Raw genomic sequence first — 18,499 nt, 5'->3', positions numbered from 1 at the left:
CGCCGATGAAGCGTCCGCTGGTCGCGATCCTGCGCGGCGTGAAGCCCGAAGAGGCCGAGGGCATCGTCGACGTGTTGATCGAACACGGCATGACGGCGATCGAGATTCCACTCAACTCCCCGGATCCGTTCCGCTCCATCGAGATCGCGGTCAAGAGGGCTCCCGCCGATATTCTGATCGGTGCGGGCACCGTGCTGACGCCAGAGGATGTCGAGCGCCTCCATGACGTTGGCGGGCGGCTGATGGTGTCCCCCAACGTCGATCCTGATGTCATTGCCGCCGCCTGGGACCGCGGCATGGTCACGATGCCCGGTGTGTTTACCGCGACGGAGGCGCTGCTGGCGGCGAAGGCAGGGGCTTCCGCGCTGAAATTCTTTCCGGCCGGCGTCCTTGGCGCGTCGGGCATCACGGCGATCCGTTCCGTTCTTCCCGCAGGCCTGATGATCGCCGCCGTCGGCGGAATCTCCGACAAGAATTTTGCGGAGTACACCAAAGCCGGCATTCACGCCTTCGGTCTCGGCACCAGCCTTTACAAGCCGGGCATGACCGCGGCCGAAGTTGCAGAACGCGCCAGGGCCACGATCCGCGCGTACGATTTGGCGATGCGGGAACAGAAATAATTCAGCGAACGGCTCCGGGCTTCGCCCTCATCGCCCAACGCGCCATCCGTGTGGACCGCCACCGTCGACTCCATCCTTCAGAAGCGCGCGCGACTTTGTCAGCGAATTTCCGGGACAGAACCCAGAGGCAACTACGGCGTGACACGAATCAGCTGACCAGGCTGCGTTGGATCGTGGCGACTGTAGCGCCAGATCGACCGGTCGGGGAACGCTTTGCGCAGCGCGCCGACATCGGTCCCCACACGGGCATGAAGAATGGCCGCGTCCATGGATGGCGGATTGCGCACGAGGTCCCAATCATGCATGCCGAGGCCGCTGGAGGTGTCGTGAATGACGATCGCCTTCCCGGTCACGGCTTGCTGCACCAACCGAAACGGCTCCTGGCGCGAAAACACCTGGAACTGGAAGGCCGTCAGCACCAGCGGCCAGATGCCAACTAGATACAGCACGCAGGCAATCGGAGCGAGCGGCAGCATCGCGCGATCCGTCGACCGCTCCAGTCTCGCGGTGACTGAAGGGAGCGCCGAAACGATGGTGACCATCATCAGAGGGAACGCATCGAAGTAAAAGCGAGGACCATAGCGGTTGCCGCCGAAATCGGCGTAAATCACATAGGCCAGCACGAAGCCCGGAAAAATCAGATCGTAATAGGCGAGCTTGCGGTCCTTGAATTTGAGTACGAGGCAACAACAATACACGATCAGCAAAACCGGCGACGTCCACAACGCAAGTTCGACCAGGCGACCCGCGGTTATCGCCACCCCATTGAAGATCCGCAGGGGGTCGAGGCTTACGAAAATATTGGATACCTCCGGCGTGTTGATGACGTAATATGCGGTGCGGAACGGGCTGCCGGTGATCAGATAATGATAGAGCATCAGCAGCAGCAGTACCGGGATAAGTCCTGCCGCCAGAAGTCCGATCAGGCGCGGCCATGCGTTCCGCCGCTGCCGGGTCAACCACAACAGCGTCGCCGGAATCAGCGGCAACACGTCGAAATAGCGTGTCGCCCCCAGCAAACCGACGATGGCTCCCGCCGCGACCAGCCTGTGCCCCCGCGGAATCTCACCATCCGGCAGCAGGCAGAGGCAGAACGACAGGATCAGCAGTGACGCGAGGATGTGCGGAAAATACGAAGCCGCGTTCATGACGTAGAACGGGGTCAGCGCAAAAAGCGCCGCCGCAACGACAGCCGCGGATGGATTACCGACACGCCGGCAAAACGCGGCAAGCGTTGCGACGCTGGCTCCACCCAGCAAGGCATTTACCGTCCATGACGGTATTCCCAGCAGCATCCCTGCCGAGAGCACCATCGGCCATGCCGGTGGGGACTGGCTGACCCATTTGGATTCGAAAAGATAGGTGCGGAACGGGATCAAATCCGTCCCCAGGATTGGCGGGGCTTCCCACAATCGAAACGCAGCAAACGCTCCCGCCTGAAACAGATAGCAGTCCTCGTCGCCGGAATTCGGAAACCGGTCCAGGATGAAGTAGGCCACTGCCAACGGCAGCAGCATCGCGGCGATGACGGTCACGGATATGCACCAATTCGTCCGTGCCCCGATCCAGGAAGCGATCTTCCCGGTTATTCGACCAACCTCGCCAACAGAGCTGATTGCTGCGCCGATCACAATGGCACCGATGCAGAGCCCGGTTTGGATGGCGAACGTCCAGCGCAGGTCGTCCAACTCACCTGCGCAGTCGCCCGCGATCCGGCCAGGGCATGGTGTCAACCAGAGGGCTCGTTGCAGCCATGGCACAATAAGTACAAACGCAAAACCCAGTCCCAGCAGAGCGAGCCAGCGAGATCGCGGCAACATTCTCCTTTGTCGAACACCCAGCACGTCAACGCTGTCCGCATTCATGGCTAGATCCCTTGCGCGTCACGCATACGATTCAGGCGCTCTCGCTGTTCCACTGCAATGGTAGGACAGCGTGACGGAAGCCAATACGAAAATTGCAAATAGTGGCGGCCAGTAACTCTCGGGAAGGGCTGCAAAACAGGGCTCCTCAATCGCCGACCAATGCGCGATGCTGCCCCTTTGCCTATGCTAGATTCCGTAATGTTCGCTTAAATAAATCGCATGATTTGAAGCGCCGGGCGCAACGGCCCAATCGCGAGCCAGGCGCAATCGCCCGGCGCAATGGTTAACGCAGGCCTAATGGCAACTTGCGACGAAGTGGACGCGCCTCAGGTCACCGGTCCCGGCGTGAACAGCGTGAGATCGTTGTGAATGCCCCAACGGTCGGACCACACCTTGGTGCGGCCGCTCGCGACGTCGAGGATCAGGCGGAACAGGTCCCAGCCGGTTTCCTCGATCGTCGCTTCGCCGGTGGCGATGCGGCCGGCGTCGAAGTCGATGAGGTCCTTCCAGCGTCGCGCCAGTTCGGTGCGCGTCGATACCTTGATGACCGGGGCGGCGGCGAGGCCATAGGGCGTGCCGCGGCCGGTCGTGAACACCTGCAACGTCATTCCCGACGCAAGCTGCAGCGTGCCGCAGATGAAGTCGCTGGCGGGCGTAGCCGCGAAGATCATGCCTTTCTTGCGTACGCGCTCGCCCGGCGACAGCACGTCGACGATCGCGCTGGTGCCGGACTTGACGATCGAGCCGAGTGACTTCTCCACGATGTTGGCGAGCCCGCCCTTCTTGTTGCCGGGCGTGGTGTTGGCGCTGCGGTCGGCGTCGCCCTTGGCGAGATAGCCGTCATACCAGTCCATTTCGCGGATCAGCGCGCGGCCGACATCCTCATTGGCGGCGCGCCGCGTCAACAGATGAATGGCGTCGCGCACCTCGGTGACTTCGGAAAACATCACGGCGGCACCGGCACGCACCAATAGATCGGCGGCAAAACCCAGCGCAGGATTGGCGGTCACGCCGGAAAACGCGTCGGAGCCGCCGCATTGCAGGCCGATCACGAGGTCGGAAGCCGGGCAGGTTTCGCGGCGGCGCGCATTGAGCACGGCAAGCCGCGCGTCCGCCATGGCCATGACCGCGTCGACGATGGCGCCAAACCCGTCGAACGCCTCGTCCTGCATCCGCACCACGCTGCTGTCTGTTCCTTCCGGAAGCAGCCGCTCGGGCACGAGCTTCTCGCAGCCGAGGCCGACCACCATGACTTCGCCGCCGAAATTCGGGTTCAACGCCAGGTTCTGCAGGGTGCGTATCGGCACGATCGCCAGCGGCGCATTGATCGCGACGCCGCAGCCGTAATTATGCGTCAGCCCGACGACGTCGTCGACATTGGGATATTTCGGCAGCAGTTCGGCCTTGATGCGCTTGATCGCAAATTGCAGCGTGCCGGCGACGCATTGCACGCTGGTCGATATCGCCAGCACGTTCTTGGTGCCAACCGAACCATCGGGATTGCGAAAGCCTTCGAACGTATAGCCTTCAAGCGGCGCCTGCGGGGCAGGGACGGCGGTGGCGAGTTCAAGCCTGTCGAGTTCAGGCGGCGTCGGCATGTCGATGCGCGCCTCGTCGACCCATTCCCCGGCCAGGATCGGCCGTGCCGCGGTGCCGATCACCTCGTTGTAGCGGCGGATCGGCGCGCCCGGCGCAATATCCGACAGCGCCACCTTGTGGCCCTGCGGCACGAAGGTGCGCAGCTCGAGACCGCAGGCAAAACGGCTCTTCGCCGGCAGTCCGAGATCGTTGACCACGATCGCGACATTGTCGTTGGGGCCGAGCCGGATGTAGCGCGGCTCAAAGGCCTGCGCCGTCGCAATTCCCGTCACGAAAATTCTCCTTGTTGCGCCTGTCGCATCCAGCGCCAGACCGGGCGAGTATAGGCGGTTTTGGCGAATATATGAAACTCATGCACCATGACGTCATAGCGGCGATCGGCTGCCGCATGCGTTCGGCCATTGTGGGGAGGCCTTCCGGTGCGCTAGCCTCGCCAGTAAGAAAAAGAGAAAACGAAGGGGAAAGCATGGGCAAGAAGATAGCGATCGTCGGAGCCGGCGCCGTCGGCGGATATGCCGGCGCCCACATGGTGCAGGCGGGCGAGGACGTGACGTTCATCGATCCCTGGCCCGAGCATGTCGAGCATATGCGAAAGCACGGCCTGCGCGTCACCCACGCCATGGATGTTCCGGAATTCTCGGTTCCGGTGCGCGCGCTGCACGTCACGGACGCGCAGCAGCTTGCGAAGGAGGCGCCGGTCGACATCGCCTTCGTCTGCATGAAATCCTACGACACCGCCTGGGCCACCATGCTGATCCGGCAATATCTGGCGCCGGACGGCTATGTCGTGTCGCTGCAGAACTGCATGAATGAAGAAACCATCGCGGGCATCGTCGGCTGGGGCAAGACGCTCGGCTGCATCGCCAGCAGCATCACGGTCAATTTGCCCGAGCCTGGCCACATCCATCGCGGAGCCGGCAAGCACGGGGCCGCGCACACGGTGTTTCGCGCCGGTGAAGTGCACGGCCGCATCACGCCACGGGCGGAGGAAATCTGCCGCCTGGTCGGTTACACCGACAGCGCCAAGGTGACCAGCAACCTGTGGGGCGAACGCTGGTCCAAACTGGTCGCCAATGCGATGGGCAACGGGCTTTCCGCCTGCACCGGTATGACCGGCGGCCAGATGCTGGAGAGCGAGCCGATCCGCCGGTTCTCCACCCGGCTCGGCAGCGAAGCCATTCGCGTCGGCCAGGCGCATGGCTATCAGCTGGAAGAGATCCTGCATCTGGCGCCGGAGACCATCGCGCTGGCCGGCGAGGGCGACGAGGCGGCGATGCGCGCCTGCGACGAACAGCGTTTTGCGGACGGCAAGCGCACGGCATCAGGGCAACGTCCCTCGATGGGCCAGGACATGCAGAAGGGCCGGCGCACCGAGATCGAATTCATCAACGGCTTTGTGGTTGATGAGGGCGAGAAGGTCGGGCTTGCGTGCCGCGCCAATGCCGCGCTGACCGACATCGTGATGCGCGTCGAACGGGGCGAGCTGAAGCCGGATCCGCGGCACATCACCGAGCTGCGGTTGAACTGAGCCCCACGCCATTGCGATCAACACCACCGCCTATCATGGGGCTATGATTTTCCCTGAGTTGTCGTAACCTCCATCGCCTGAGATATTGGGAGGTGTGCCATGCGTCTCTTTCTCTATGGGTTTATTTTGATGGCTTCGATTTCGACGGCGGCTGCGGATTCAAAAACAGATGCGCTTCAGATCATCGATAGATGGGCCAAGGCATTCACAGCGTCGGACGTTGACGCGATCGTCAAACTTTATGCGCCGGACGCGCTGTTCATGGGGACCGGAAGCAAGGCAGTCGTGACCAAGCCCGAGGGTATCAGAACCTATTTTGAAGCCGCGCTTCTCAACAACCGGCCGAGAGGGGCGACCCTCAACAGCTATGATTCGATGGTGCTCTCTGACAACGCCGTGCTGGTTACCGGTCTCGATACGACGACTCGTGTCAAAGACGGAACCCCGATCAGCGCATCGGGACGGGTCACTTTCGTGGTGGCAAAGCGCGGCGCCGATTGGCAGATCGTGCATTTCCATCGGTCGGCCATGCCTCAATAGGCGGCTCACGTATTGGTGCGACGCTGGACCTCTGCTGCGCCAGCCTTTAAGTATTCCCGATGGACATCGCATCGGACGCGCCGCAGTCGCGCTATTTTCAGTCGCAGGGGCTCAAGCTTCATTTTACGGATTGGGGTAACGCGCAGGCGCCGCCACTGCTGCTGGTGCATGGCGGCCTCGATCACTCCCGCAGCTGGGACTATCTGGCGCGGGCGCTGGCTGCGGATTATCACGTCGTGGCGCCCGATTTGCGCGGCCATGGCGATTCCGGCTGGGCTTCCGGCTCCAGTTACAGCCTTGCCGATCACGTCTACGATCTGACCGGCCTCGCGAAAGCGGAAGGTTTTGACAAGGTCGCCATCGTCGGCCATTCGATGGGCGGCATGGTCAGCCTGACCTATGCCGGGGCTTTTCCGGAGCGTGTTTCAAAGCTGGTCGTGCTCGACGGCGTGACCAATTTTCCGGCGCGGCGCCCCAAACCCGCCGACGTCAGGATATCGGATTGGGCCGGCGACCTCGACAAGCTGGCGCAGCGGAAAATCCATCGCTATCAGACCGTGGCCGACGGCGCCGATCGGATCGTCGGCCGCAACCCGCGGCTGACGCGTGAGCAGGCGATGCATCTGGCCACCCACGGCATGAAGCGCAACGACGACGGCAGTTTCAGCTGGAAGTACGATCCCTATTTGCGCGCGCGGGCGCCGTACCGGCTGTCGCTCGAAGACAATATCGGGCTGTGGTCACGCATCGCCTGCCCGACGCTGCTGGTCGCGGCCAGCGAAAGCTTTCTGCCCGATCCCGAGAAGGCCGGTGTGATGTCGCATTTCAAGCACGCCGAACTCGCCAAGATCGCCGGCGCCGGCCACTGGCTGCAGCACGACAGACCGGATGAGGTGCTCAGGTTGATCCAGCGGTTTCTTACGCAATCTTGAGGGCTGGTGTAGCGAGGCCCGGCGGTTCATCGATTTCCTCCACGCCGGCAGCCGTCCGGCAGATCATCATCGCTTCACGCAAGTTCCCCGCGGCGATGTCGGCCTTAGCCGCCTCCCGCAGTTCTTCCAGCGATTCCTTGTCGAGGTTCTCGGCCCAGCAACCGAGCATGATGATCGTGGCCTTTGGCAATTGGCGACGCAGGCGCCGAACCGAGTAGCGCATATGGGCGGGACTGCTGGCGTCGAGATAGGACAGGCAGACGATCGCGACACCGGAGAAATCCAGCTGCACGATCCTGGTCGACGAAAGTGCGTCCGCAGGCTCGACCCGTGCACCGAGGCCATGCGCGTTGGAAAGCTGCGCAAACAGCACCGCTGCGGCTTCGTCGAGCGGGGTGCGTCCGGCCAGGCAGAGCACCGGCGCTTCTCCCTGCCAGCTGGGCGGTAGATCGGCCTTTTGCACGACCGGCAAATTGCTTGATATCGCGGCATCCGGGACGGTTTCGACCGCGGCCGCCGCCTCCGCATCCATGGTCGGCGAGGTCACCTCGGGGATCGAATCATCCTGGGTGGAAAGGTCGCTGGCAAACTCGGTAACGGCGTCGCGAATCTTGATCATGCGCGCCTGGTCCAGGGCATCGCGCTTGGCATCTGCCTGCGCCAGTTGAAGGCCTCTCAGGGCGACCTCGTCGAAATAGGAAGACAGCGATTTCTCCTTCAGGAATTCTTCGGCCTTTCCTGCCGCCTCGATCGGATCGCCGGCAAGCATTCGCTGGTAGAACATTTCCGGCGGTGACAATGCAGGCCTGTCGCCAAAAATCACGTCGAGAAATTCGAGCCGCTCGACATGACGTCCGAGGACGACGAGGCAAACGGTCAAGGGCGTTGCAAGGACGAGCCCGATGGGCCCCCACAATGCGGTCCAGAACGTCGCCGAAGCGACGATGGCGACGGGAGAAAGGCCGGTGCTCTGGCCGTAGGCGAGAGGCTCCACCACCTGGCTGATGATCGGTCCGACTCCCAGAAAAAGCACGATGGTCCATGCCAGCATCGACCAGCCAGGATCGACGGCGGCCGCCAACGCCAGCGGAAAAGCCGCCGAGATGGCTGTGCCGATGTAGGGGACGAACCGAAGCACGGCCGCCAGAATGCCCCAGAGGATCGCGCTGGGAATACCTATTAACGTAAGTCCCGCCCCGATGATCACGCCGAAAGTGGCGTTGATCATCAGCTGAGCCAGAAACAGCCGGCTGAGGCGCGTCGCCGCATCGTCCAGCGCCGCTGTCGTGCGTTGCAGATCATGCGAGCCCGCCAATCGAATTAGGCGGTTTCGCAGATCCTCGCGCTGGATCAGGATGAAGATGACGAAGATGATGATGATGCCGGTGGTCGCAAGCGGGTTTAGCAATGGTGCGATCAGGGTTCGCAGGTTCTCCAGGGCTCCCGGGTCAGGCTGACGCACTTCAACTGGGATCGGCAAGGCCGTGACGGCAGCATTTGGCGCGCCGAGACGCGGGATCGCCCCGCGGACCGATTTGTCATCCTTCGGCCTGTCGAGCTCCCGGCTCAACTCCTGGAGCATATCCGCCGCACGTTCGAGGGTGCCGCTGCTCGCCGTGACGCCGCGCACTGATTTGATCTTTTCACGCATCGTCGATTGATAAACCGGCAGGTCTCCAGCCAGTTGGGTCAATTGATTGGCGATGAGGGTGCCAAGTCCGAAGATCACGGAGAATGCCAGAAAGACGATGCCCACGACCGCCAGGCCGCGGGGAACGCGGGCTCGCTGCAGCAATCCGACCGGCGGTCCGAGCACAAAGCTGAGAAGAATAGCCAGCGCGATGGGTACGAATATTTCTCGGCCGAAATACAGCGCCGCAATGAACAATGCGGCGAGGATCGAGCAGGCGACGGCACTCAGCAAAGCCAGCAACTCGTCCATCGTGCGTCCGGTGCTGACTTTTCGGGTGATCAAACTCATTGAAGCTTTCTAAGGCGGGGCGGGAAGTAGATGCCGGCGCAACGAAAAATGGTCTGAACATCCAGTCGTGAACCAAGGCGCGACCGGCGCATAGGTTGCACCGGTTGGGGCAGCCTATTCACTGGAGACCGCGGAACCATTTTGCGAACTGCGAACCAGCCTTCGTCGAAGGCACTCTGGCGAGCAGGTTGCCAGCCCGGTGCGGTCCGCGACGTCGAACTAATCCGGCAGCAACGCGTTATTCCTGTATGCAAAAAGGCAAACCACGCTGCGCCGGCCCAATGAACATGCAGCCCGTCGATCACGGTTCGACGAGGCCGGCACCGTTGCTTCCTGCAATGCCCGGCTCCGACGACGCGGATCGTTCGAGAGCATCACTGCCGAAAACCAAACTGACCAGAGCCGATGCCGTCCGCGCTGCGAAGGCAAGAATCATGCGGCGTAATTCACTGCGAAAGCAGCGGCTGGCGCAAAAGGGATGACGCCCGAAAAACCTCAGTTCCTGGAATCGTTTTCCCGATCCAGCTCTTGAAGGTATGACAGCCCATGCACGGTCAAGCGGTGCTCGTTCGTTTCACCGTCGATGTATAATTTCATCAGATGCCTTGAAAGACGCTCGCGGGTGCCCTTCGTCTCGGAACGGTCCGCAAGGGCGCCGTATATGCTCAGCGCGCGGTCAACGGGTAGCGTTTGCATTGAGCCATCTCATCGGTTGAGTTCGATCTGAAGAGGTAAAGCCCGCTCCTCCGTATCGTTCCGGAATTATGCTGATGCAATTGTAAGCGTCAGGTTCGGAAAAACACGAAATAGACAATTGCCAGAGTGACCACGGCAATACTCAGGCTGATGAGGAGCAAAAACAGTATCGACGGTCCAGGCTCGGCCTGGCGAGCTTCCGTTGGCGTTTCGATAATGACGCCGTGTTTTTTGATGGCCATACGGTTCCTTCGCTTGTTCCAGCGTTTCCTGGGCATTGGCAGATAGCCCGAGACCCCCGGATCGAGGTCGGGTTGGTCGAACACCGGTGTTGGCTATCCCTTGCTGGAGACCAAGCCGCCTGGCTCATGATGGTTCCGGCCGATCCGCGACCCGTTGGCTCTACCCGCCTACGAAGCTAGTATCCCGCCACCTGATGCGGCCGGAACAGCCGGCCTTTTTCCACCACCAGCACGACGCCGAGCGATGCCAGCGTGCACAGGAAGAAGCCGGTCGCGAACGGCAGCAGCGTGCCGTCGTAATCCTGGCCGATCGTGGTGCCGATGCCGATGCCGAGCAGGGTGGTGATCGATCCGTACAGCGACGAGGCGGTGCCGGCGATGTGGCCCTGCGGCTCCATCGCCAGTGCCGTGAAGTTGGCGATCATCAGCCCGAACGAAAACATCATCAGCGCCGACAGCGCCATGAACAGCGGCAAGGGCAGCATCTGCAATTTCACCGCCGCCAGCATGATGCCGGATACGGTAACATAGCCGAGCAATGCGGCGTGTGAAATCACGCGCATGCCCAGACGATTGACGAAGCGGGAGTTGACGAAGCCGGCGATGGCGGTGCCGATCGCGATGCCTGCGAAAGCAATGGGAAAATAATGCCCGAGCTTGTAGATCTCGGTGAACACCTGTTGCGACGTGAATACGTAAGCGAACAGCGAGCCGAGCACGCCGCCGGAGACCAGCGCATAGCCCAGCGTCTGGCGGTTGGTCACGGTCTGGCGGAAGGCGTCGAGGATGTCGCGGACGGCGAGCGACCGGCGCAGCTGAAGCGGCAGCGTCTCCGGCATGCGCCACGCGCTCCAGATCAGCGTCACCATGCCATAGACCATCAGCACGATGAAGATGCCGCGCCATTGCGTCAGCATCAGCACCGCCTGCCCGAATGACGGCGCGATGACGGGCACCGCGATGAACACCATCATCGCCAGCGACATCACGCTCGCCATGCGGCGGCCGGCGTAGCAGTCGCGCACGATCGAGGTGGCGATGACGCGGGTGGCCGAGGTACCGAGGCCCTGCAGCGCGCGCGCCAGCAGTAACGTCTCGAACGAGGGGGCGGCGATCGCCAGCAGGCTCGCGATAAAATAAACGGTCATGCCGCCGAGCAGCACCGGCCGGCGGCCGAAGCGGTCGGACAACGGCCCCATCACGAACTGGCCGACACCGAAGCCGACCAGGAAGATCGACAGCACCATTTGCGGGCGGTTGGCGTCGGTGAGGTGGAACGCGGAGCGGATGTTCGGCAGCGCCGGCAGCATCATGTCCATCGCCAGCGGATTCAGCGCCATGATCGAGGCGATGATGATAACGAATTCGGGGAAGCCCATCGGGCGGTGGCCTGAGGAAACCCAGGCATTGGCATTGATTTCAGACACTTACGACCTCGTTTCAGGCCGTGAATCTATTCCTTTTGTTGCGCCGCACAATGCCCAATCCGGGATGGCTGCCCGTCGGGGAGGGATGGGGTATGGGTAGGGAAGTGGTTTTGCGGGTTGCGGTACGCAGTCGCGCCAAGCACATAGTGCGTTCCCTCCCCCGCAAGGGGGAGGACCCTTTCGTGTGGCCGGCTTCCACGAAAACGACCCGACGGGCAAATCAGTTCTGTTTTGCAGAAATCATGTCAAGCCCCGAAATGAAAAATATTTCGGTTTACCAGAAGGCAAATCAGGTGCATATGTTTGCCCATCCCGTCCTACTCAGAAGGGCGTCGGCCGTCGTCACGGACGTTGGACGGGTTGCGGTGGACGCTGGGCTACGTCTGACGACGGCGTGGATCGAGCGTACGGCAAAACCGTGTGGTCCTGGCGCCCGTTGCAGGCGTCAAGCTGTCGGAGAAGCGCAAGCGGGAACGGCAGCGACGGAGTCAACCAAGAACTCGTCTCCGGGGAGAGCACGGCATAAGCCGTAAAGCCATTGCGCAGGGAAGGCCGGGTGTTCTCCGCTGCCCTGTATGCTCGTGTGCACTTTGTTTTGTGCAAACCGCACACGGGACCGCGGGTGCAGCGCGCACCCGGTCTTCCCTGCGCCCTCTTATTTTGGGGGCAAGGAATTTCTGGCAAAGCTCGGGCGCAATGCGTCGCGAGATCGCGGCCACATATTCAGCTGTCGTCACCCGCCCGAGTGCGCAATTGCGCACGGGCGGCGGGTGATCCAGTATTCCAGAGGCGTCAATGACAAAACGGAGAGGCCGCAGCGTACTGGATCCCCGCATGCGCGGGGATGACAACCGAATGTGGCGCGGAACTGCTGGTCCGGATCGACCAAAATCCACCAAAATCGACGCTGGCGCCGATGGTTAATCGCGTCTTAACCTCGCCGTATCTATGGTGGTTTGATCCGCTTCCGGTCGCTCCGTCCGTCCCCCCGACCGCAATTGAAAGTGCTGGCGTTTTAGACATGGCAATGACCGCCTCTTCCGGCGTGGCGCAGGGCGCCGGCAGTGTCCCCGCTGCCGGTCAGGCCGAGCGTTCGCCGTTTCTGCGGACGGCCGAGCTTCTGGCTCCCTATCAACCCGGTAAGCCATTGATCGCGTTATCGTTAGGAGAACCGCAGCATCCTGTCCCGAGCTTCGTCGGGCCGGTGCTGGCCAAACACATCGCCGATTTCGGCCGCTACCCGATCGCCAAGGGCATCGAGCCATTCCGCCGGGCGGTCGCGAACTGGCTCTCGGCCCGGTTCCAGCTGCCCCGGGCAATGGATCCCGAGAGCGAAATTCTGGTGCTGAACGGCAGCCGCGAAGGCCTGTTCTTCGCGGCGATCACGGCCGCGCGCTATGTCGGTCCCCGCAAGGGCAGGCCGGCGATCCTGATGCCGAACCCGTTCTATCCGGCCTATGGCGCCGGCGCGCGCGCCGCCAATTGCGAACCGATCTATCTGCCGACCACGCTCGCCAACGGCTTCCTGCCGGATCTCGATACGCTCGATGAAGCGACGCTGGCGCGCACTGTTGCGATGTTCATCGCCTCGCCGGCCAATCCGCAGGGGTCCGTCGCCTCGCGCGACTACTTCACCCGCTTGACGCAACTCGCCGATCGCTACGGCTTCATGATCCTGAGCGACGAGTGCTATTCGGAAATCTACACCAAACAGGCGCCGGGCAGCGTGCTCGAATGCGCAGGATCCGATTTCAGCAACGTCGTCGCGTTTCAATCGCTGTCGAAGCGCTCCAACCTGCCGGGCATGCGCGTCGGCTTCGCGGCCGGCGACAAGAAATTTCTCAGCGTCTTTCACGAACTGCGCAATGTCGCCGCCCCGCAGGTGCCGGTGCCGCTGCAGCACGTCGCGGTTGCCGCCTATAGCGACGAGGCGCATGTCGAGGAGAACCGCCGGCTCTATCGCATCAAGTTCGATCTCGCCGATCAGATCCTCGGCAATCGCTACGGCTATGTCAGGCCCGCCGGCGGCTTCTGCGTCTGGCTCGATGTGTCGGACCGTGGCGGCGACGAGGCTGCAACGGTGCAGCTCTATCGCGATGCCGGCGTGCGCGTGATCCCCGGAACCTATTTGTCGCGTCCGCAAAACGACGGCAGCAATCCTGGCGCCGGCTATATCCGCCTGGCGCTGGTATCGGACAGTGAATCAACGGCCGAGGCGTTGCACCGCCTGGTCGAAACCTTGGCTTAATCGCAGGGCCCCATGAGCATGCCAGCGATCGAACGTGTCATTCCCCTGGTCGGCCATCTGCCGGCCTCGATCCGCGACGCGCTGGCGCGGCGCCTGCGGGAGGTCGCAGGCCTGTGCCTGATCGCGATCTCCGGCGTCGCCGCCGCCGCGCTGATGACGTGGTCGGTGCAGGATCCAAGTTTGAGCCACGCGACCTCGCGTGCGATCCGCAACGTTCTCGGATATCCCGGCGCGATCGGCGCCGATCTGTTGATGCAGATTCTCGGCCTTGGGGCGATCATGCTGATCCTGCCCGTCGCGGTGTGGGGTTGGCGCATGCTGACCCATCGCACCTTCGACCGCGAAGCGTTGCGCCTGGCCTGCTGGATCCTCTGCACTATCATTGCGGCAGGCTTTGCCAGCTGCTGGCCGCATGGCGGCGCATGGCCGCTGCCGACCGGGCTTGGCGGCGTCGTCGGCGATGCGCTGGTGCGCGCGCCGGCCGTAATCTTCGGGCCCGCCGGTTTCATCTACCGGCTGGTGCTCGGCATCATCCTGTTCGCGGCGATGTGCGCCACCTTCCTGTTTGCGAGCGGCTGGGGTTCGCGTCCGCGCGACGACGAGGAGCTGACACCGATCGAGGACGATGACGCGCCGTTCGAGGAAGAGCGCGATCGCAGCTCGGTCTCGCTCGGCTGGGTCTATCATGCCCTGATGAGCGCCAAGGCCCGGCTCGGCTGGCTGATGTCCACGGCCTATCGTTCGCTGGTCGCAAGCGCGCCGCAGCCCCGCACCGCTTCCTTCGAGCGGCAGGAGCCCAGCCTCGGCGGCCGGACGGCGCCGTCGATTGCCCCGCAAGCCCAGGAAGAAGACGAGCACGAAGAAGAGGAAGAAGACGAGGAAGAGGAAGCCCCGGTCGCCCGCGCCCCGCGCAAGAAGGCGGCGCCAAAGGCATCGCCACGGAAATCCGACAAGTTCGAATTGCCGGCGGTCTCGATGCTCACGGCACCAAAAGCGTCCGATCGCCAGCCGCTCAGCAAGAGCGAACTGGAAGCCAATTCGCGCGCGCTGGAAGGCGTGCTCGGCGACTTCGGCGTCCGCGGCGAGATCGTCAAGGCCAATCCCGGCCCTGTCGTCACGCTGTACGAACTCGAGCCCGCGCCCGGCATCAAATCCTCCCGCGTCATCGGTCTCGCCGACGACATCGCCCGCTCGATGAGCGCGCTGTCGGCTCGCGTCGCCGTGGTTGCCGGCCGCAACGCCATCGGCATCGAATTGCCGAACGCGCATCGCGAAAAGGTCTATTTGCGCGAACTGCTGTCGCTGAAGGACGAGTCGCACGCCAAACTGCCGCTCTGCCTTGGCAAGAACATCGGCGGCGAATCCATCATCATCGACCTGGCGCGCACGCCGCATATGCTGATCGCCGGCACCACCGGCTCCGGCAAATCGGTCGCCATCAACACCATGATCCTCAGCCTGGTCTACCGGCTGCGGCCCGATCAGTGCCGGCTGATCATGGTCGATCCCAAAATGCTCGAACTCTCCGTCTATGACGGCATCCCGCACCTGCTGACGCCCGTCGTGACCGACCCGAAGAAGGCCGTGGTCGCGCTGAAATGGGCGGTGCGCGAGATGGAAGAGCGCTACAAGAAGATGTCCAAGCTCGGTGTCCGCAACATCGACGGCTACAACCAGCGTCTCGTCGAAGCCAAGGGCAAGGGCGAGGAGCTGACGCGCACGGTGCACACCGGCTTCGACAAGGAAAGCGGCAAGGCGATCTACGAGGACGAAAAGCTCGACCTCGAACCGCTGCCCTACATCGTCATCATCGTCGACGAAATGGCCGACCTGATGATGGTCGCCGGCAAGGACATCGAAGGCGCGGTGCAGCGGCTGGCGCAGATGGCGCGCGCCGCGGGCCTGCACGTGATCCTCGCCACGCAGCGTCCGTCGGTCGACGTCATCACCGGCACCATCAAGGCGAACTTCCCGACCCGCATCGCGTTTCAGGTCACGTCGAAAATCGACAGCCGCACCATTCTCGGCGAAATGGGCGCCGAGCAACTGCTCGGCCAGGGCGACATGCTCTATATGGCCGGCGGCGGACGGATCAGCCGCGTGCACGGCCCGTTTGCCTCCGACGAGGAAGTCGAGAAGGTGGTGCGCCATCTCAAGACGCAGGGCCAGCCGGAATATCTCGAGGCCGTTACGGCGGAAGAACCTGCCGAGGGCGAGGACGGCGCGGTATTCGATTCCACCGGCATGGGTGGCGACGGCGGCGGCGACCTGTTCCAGCAGGCCGTGGCGATCGTCAAGCGCGACCGCAAGGCCTCGACCTCCTACATTCAACGCCGGCTGCAAATAGGCTACAACCGCGCGGCGTCATTGATGGAGCGGATGGAACTCGAAGGCATCGTCGGCCAGGCCAACCACGCCGGCAAACGCGAAATTCTGGTCGAGGAAGAAGAAAGCGGTTTCTAGAGCGATTTCAAGCGATTGGACCCACTAACGAACTGAGTTTGGCGTAATAATTCTCACGGAAAAACGATATCTCCTTTGGTCGAAAGCGCGATAAAACCACCGGCAGTGGGACGATCCGTTGAATAGAGATTCGAAATATCTGATGACACACTACTTTACCCTTCGCGGCGTCCGTTACGGACTGGCGCTTGTGACCGCCATGTCCGTTGCCGGCGCAGCGACATCAGGCTTTTCGCAGAACGTTCCGGTCCCAAAGCCCGCACCCAAGGCCCGCGACGGCGGCGTGCAGATGAGCGCGCAGGATTCGCAAAAAGGTCCGGCGACGACAGGTGCGACCCAGGCGCCGTCAAAGACAGGAACGACCCAGGCGCCGCCGAACCCTGTCATCCCCGATCGAAATCGCAATGTGCCCGCCAATATTTTCGCGACCTTCGATGCCAACCAGAAGGCGCAGGCCGCCAGGGTGAGCTCGTATCTGTCGTCGCTGCAGACGCTGGTCGGGAATTTCGTCCAGGTCGGGCCGGACGGCAGCAAGACCAAGGGCGACTTCGTGATCCAGAAGCCGGGCAAGGTGCGCTTCGAATATGACGCGCCGAGCCAGATCGCGATCGTCGCCGACGGATCCTCGCTCGCTGTGCGCGACAAGAAGCTCGCGACCCAGGACATCTATCCGTTGTCGCAGACGCCGCTCCGGTTCCTGCTGTCGGACCGTATCGATCTGTTGAAGGATACCAACGTCGTCAGCGTCACCGCCGATGACGTCTTCATCAGCGTCACCATCGAGGAGAAGCAGGCGCTGATCGGCACCAGCCGGTTGATGCTGATGGTCGGCACCAAGGACGGCCAGCTCAAGCAATGGACCGTGACCGACCCGCAGGGCTACGACACCACGATCGCGGTCTATAATCTGGATACCTCCAAGAAGGTCGACCCCGGCCTGTTCAGGATCGATTTCACCAACTATTCGATGCCACCAGGCTGAACATTCTTGATTAGGGGCAAAGGACGTGCGTCATCAACCGCACGTCTTTTTCATTTCGGGCCCGCATGCGTTTTTCCCTGACAACGTGGAATATCAACTCGGTGCGCCTGCGCATCGACATCGTCGCCAAATTCCTCAAATCGGTACGGCCTGACGTCCTCTGCCTGCAGGAGACCAAATGCATCGACGATGCCTTCCCGCTGAAGCGCTTCAAACGCCTCGGCTATGAGCATGTCGCGCTGAACGGGCAGAAGGGATATCACGGCGTCGCCATCGTCTCGAAACTGCCGTTCGAGACCAAGGATATCCGTACCTTCTGCGACAACATCGATTCGCGGCACATCTCGGTGGCGTTCGGCGAAAAAGCCCAGCTCGCAAAGCCGCTGGTGCTGCATAATTTCTACGTCCCGGCCGGCGGCGACATCCCCGACCCCGCGCTCAATCCGAAGTTCGATCACAAGCTCAAATTTCTCGACGAGATGAAAGCCTGCGAGCCGCTGCATCCGCGCGGCGACGACCGGCATATCCTGGTCGGCGACCTCAACGTGGCGCCGCATGAGAACGACGTGTGGTCGCACAAGCAGCTGCTAAAGGTGGTCTCGCACACCCCCATCGAATGCGAAAAGCTGCTGGCGGCGCAGACCCATGGCGAATGGTTCGACGTCGCGCGCGAGCGCATCCCGATGTCGGAGAAGGTCTACACGTGGTGGAGCTACCGCGCCGCCGACTGGACCGTCGGCGACCGCGGCCGCAGGCTCGACCACATCTGGGTTTCGCGGGCGCTGAAGGATGGCGTCAGCGATTTCCGCATCACGCGCGATGCCCGCGGCTGGGAGCGGCCGTCGGATCACGTGCCGGTTACGGTGACGCTGGAGGTGTGATTGCGATCAGGTCGAGAGCTTGGCGCCGGCCATCAGAATATCGCTGGCAAGCTGGCTGGTGCGGGTGGCGAGTTCGTCGCGCAGCGCCCGCGCCGCGGCAGGGTCGCTCTCGAGCACGCGCTGAAACAGGCTGCGCGACACCCGGATCACGGTGGAATTTTCGATCGCGATCGCGCTCGACGGCCGCTTCATCGCCACGATCAACGCCAGCTCACCGATCAGGGCACCGGGGCCTGCGATGATTTCAGCGCCGCCGTCCTCGACCCGGAACGCACCGCGCTGCACGATATAGCCGGCATCCGCCTCGTCGCCGGCGTTGAACAACTGGTCGCCGCGGCCGAATTCGCGCTGCTCCGAGCCGATCGCCAGCATGCGCAACGCCGTCGTCCCCAACAGGCGCAGTGTCGGGACGCGCTCGAGCAGAGCTACATCATCTTCGATCGACATACGGAACCGGTGATGCCCAGGGAGGTACGATTCGTGGGCCGAATCGTA

Annotated in this window: 14 protein-coding genes; 8 read left to right on the top strand and 6 right to left on the bottom strand. The window is 62.6% G+C overall.

Features of this window, described 5'->3' with window-relative positions; all coding sequences use genetic code 11:
• Positions 1 to 5: 5 nt before the first annotated feature.
• Complete coding sequence (locus JQ597_RS10935) at positions 6 to 620, top strand: 2-dehydro-3-deoxy-6-phosphogalactonate aldolase (protein WP_212264227.1); 615 nt, start codon at positions 6 to 8, stop codon at positions 618 to 620.
• Positions 621 to 751: 131 nt separating this feature from the next.
• Here JQ597_RS10935 and JQ597_RS10930 read toward each other — a convergent pair whose 3' ends face one another.
• Together JQ597_RS10930 and garD are read right to left on the bottom strand one after the other, a co-directional pair.
• Entirely contained in the window at positions 752 to 2,485 is a 1,734-nt protein-coding gene (locus JQ597_RS10930; protein WP_212264176.1) for a glycosyltransferase family 39 protein, read from the bottom strand.
• 326 nt (positions 2,486 to 2,811) lie between these two features.
• Entirely contained in the window at positions 2,812 to 4,347 is a 1,536-nt protein-coding gene (garD, locus tag JQ597_RS10925) for a galactarate dehydratase (RefSeq protein WP_212264226.1), read from the bottom strand.
• Between the two features lie 203 nt (positions 4,348 to 4,550).
• On the opposite strand from garD, the gene JQ597_RS10920 reads away from it, so the two are divergent.
• The 3 genes from JQ597_RS10920 to JQ597_RS10910 all read left to right on the top strand — a co-directional run bounded on the left by JQ597_RS10920 (position 4,551) and on the right by JQ597_RS10910 (position 7,084).
• On the top strand, positions 4,551 to 5,612 hold the full coding sequence (locus JQ597_RS10920) for a ketopantoate reductase family protein (RefSeq protein ID WP_212264175.1): 1,062 nt from the start codon (positions 4,551 to 4,553) through the stop codon (positions 5,610 to 5,612).
• Positions 5,613 to 5,711: 99 nt separating this feature from the next.
• The gene (locus JQ597_RS10915; RefSeq protein ID WP_212264174.1) at positions 5,712 to 6,152 is read left to right on the top strand and encodes an SgcJ/EcaC family oxidoreductase; all 441 of its coding nucleotides are present in this window, start codon (positions 5,712 to 5,714) and stop codon (positions 6,150 to 6,152) included.
• A 59-nt stretch (positions 6,153 to 6,211) separates the two neighbouring features.
• Entirely contained in the window at positions 6,212 to 7,084 is an 873-nt protein-coding gene (locus JQ597_RS10910; RefSeq protein ID WP_212264173.1) for an alpha/beta fold hydrolase, read from the top strand.
• Here JQ597_RS10910 and JQ597_RS10905 read toward each other — a convergent pair.
• From JQ597_RS10905 to JQ597_RS10895, 3 genes are all read right to left on the bottom strand, one after another.
• Positions 7,071 to 9,065 (bottom strand): AI-2E family transporter, encoded by a 1,995-nt coding sequence (locus JQ597_RS10905; protein WP_212264172.1) that lies wholly within the window; start codon positions 9,063 to 9,065, stop codon positions 7,071 to 7,073. The two genes, JQ597_RS10910 and JQ597_RS10905, sit on opposite strands and share 14 nt — an antisense overlap.
• Before the next feature lie 785 nt (positions 9,066 to 9,850).
• On the bottom strand, positions 9,851 to 10,087 hold the full coding sequence (locus tag JQ597_RS10900; protein ID WP_212264232.1) for a hypothetical protein: 237 nt from the start codon (positions 10,085 to 10,087) through the stop codon (positions 9,851 to 9,853).
• A 92-nt stretch (positions 10,088 to 10,179) separates the two neighbouring features.
• Positions 10,180 to 11,430 (bottom strand): multidrug effflux MFS transporter, encoded by a 1,251-nt coding sequence (locus JQ597_RS10895; RefSeq protein ID WP_349628808.1) that lies wholly within the window; start codon positions 11,428 to 11,430, stop codon positions 10,180 to 10,182.
• A gap of 1,021 nt (positions 11,431 to 12,451) precedes the next feature.
• Between JQ597_RS10895 and JQ597_RS10890 the strand changes: the two genes are divergently transcribed.
• The 4 genes from JQ597_RS10890 to JQ597_RS10875 all read left to right on the top strand — a co-directional run bounded on the left by JQ597_RS10890 (position 12,452) and on the right by JQ597_RS10875 (position 18,004).
• Positions 12,452 to 13,678, top strand: coding sequence for an aminotransferase class I/II-fold pyridoxal phosphate-dependent enzyme (locus JQ597_RS10890; protein ID WP_212264171.1), 1,227 nt, complete (start codon positions 12,452 to 12,454; stop codon positions 13,676 to 13,678).
• Between the two features lie 12 nt (positions 13,679 to 13,690).
• A complete protein-coding gene (locus JQ597_RS10885) occupies positions 13,691 to 16,141 on the top strand; it encodes a DNA translocase FtsK (RefSeq protein ID WP_212264170.1) in 2,451 nt (816 codons plus the stop codon).
• Between the two features lie 142 nt (positions 16,142 to 16,283).
• A complete protein-coding gene (locus tag JQ597_RS10880; RefSeq protein WP_212264169.1) occupies positions 16,284 to 17,123 on the top strand; it encodes an outer membrane lipoprotein carrier protein LolA in 840 nt (279 codons plus the stop codon).
• Between the two features lie 65 nt (positions 17,124 to 17,188).
• Positions 17,189 to 18,004, top strand: a complete 816-nt coding sequence (locus JQ597_RS10875) for an exodeoxyribonuclease III (RefSeq protein WP_192740639.1) — start codon at positions 17,189 to 17,191, stop codon at positions 18,002 to 18,004.
• A gap of 6 nt (positions 18,005 to 18,010) precedes the next feature.
• On the opposite strand, the gene JQ597_RS10870 is transcribed toward JQ597_RS10875, so the two are convergent.
• Positions 18,011 to 18,451, bottom strand: a complete 441-nt coding sequence (locus JQ597_RS10870) for a Crp/Fnr family transcriptional regulator (protein WP_212264168.1) — start codon at positions 18,449 to 18,451, stop codon at positions 18,011 to 18,013.
• Between the last annotated feature and the right edge of the window lie 48 nt (positions 18,452 to 18,499).

This window comes from Bradyrhizobium sp. AUGA SZCCT0177 (genome assembly GCF_018130125.1).
Classification (GTDB): domain Bacteria; phylum Pseudomonadota; class Alphaproteobacteria; order Rhizobiales; family Xanthobacteraceae; genus Bradyrhizobium.
This window is presented reverse-complemented; position numbering and strand designations above follow the sequence as displayed.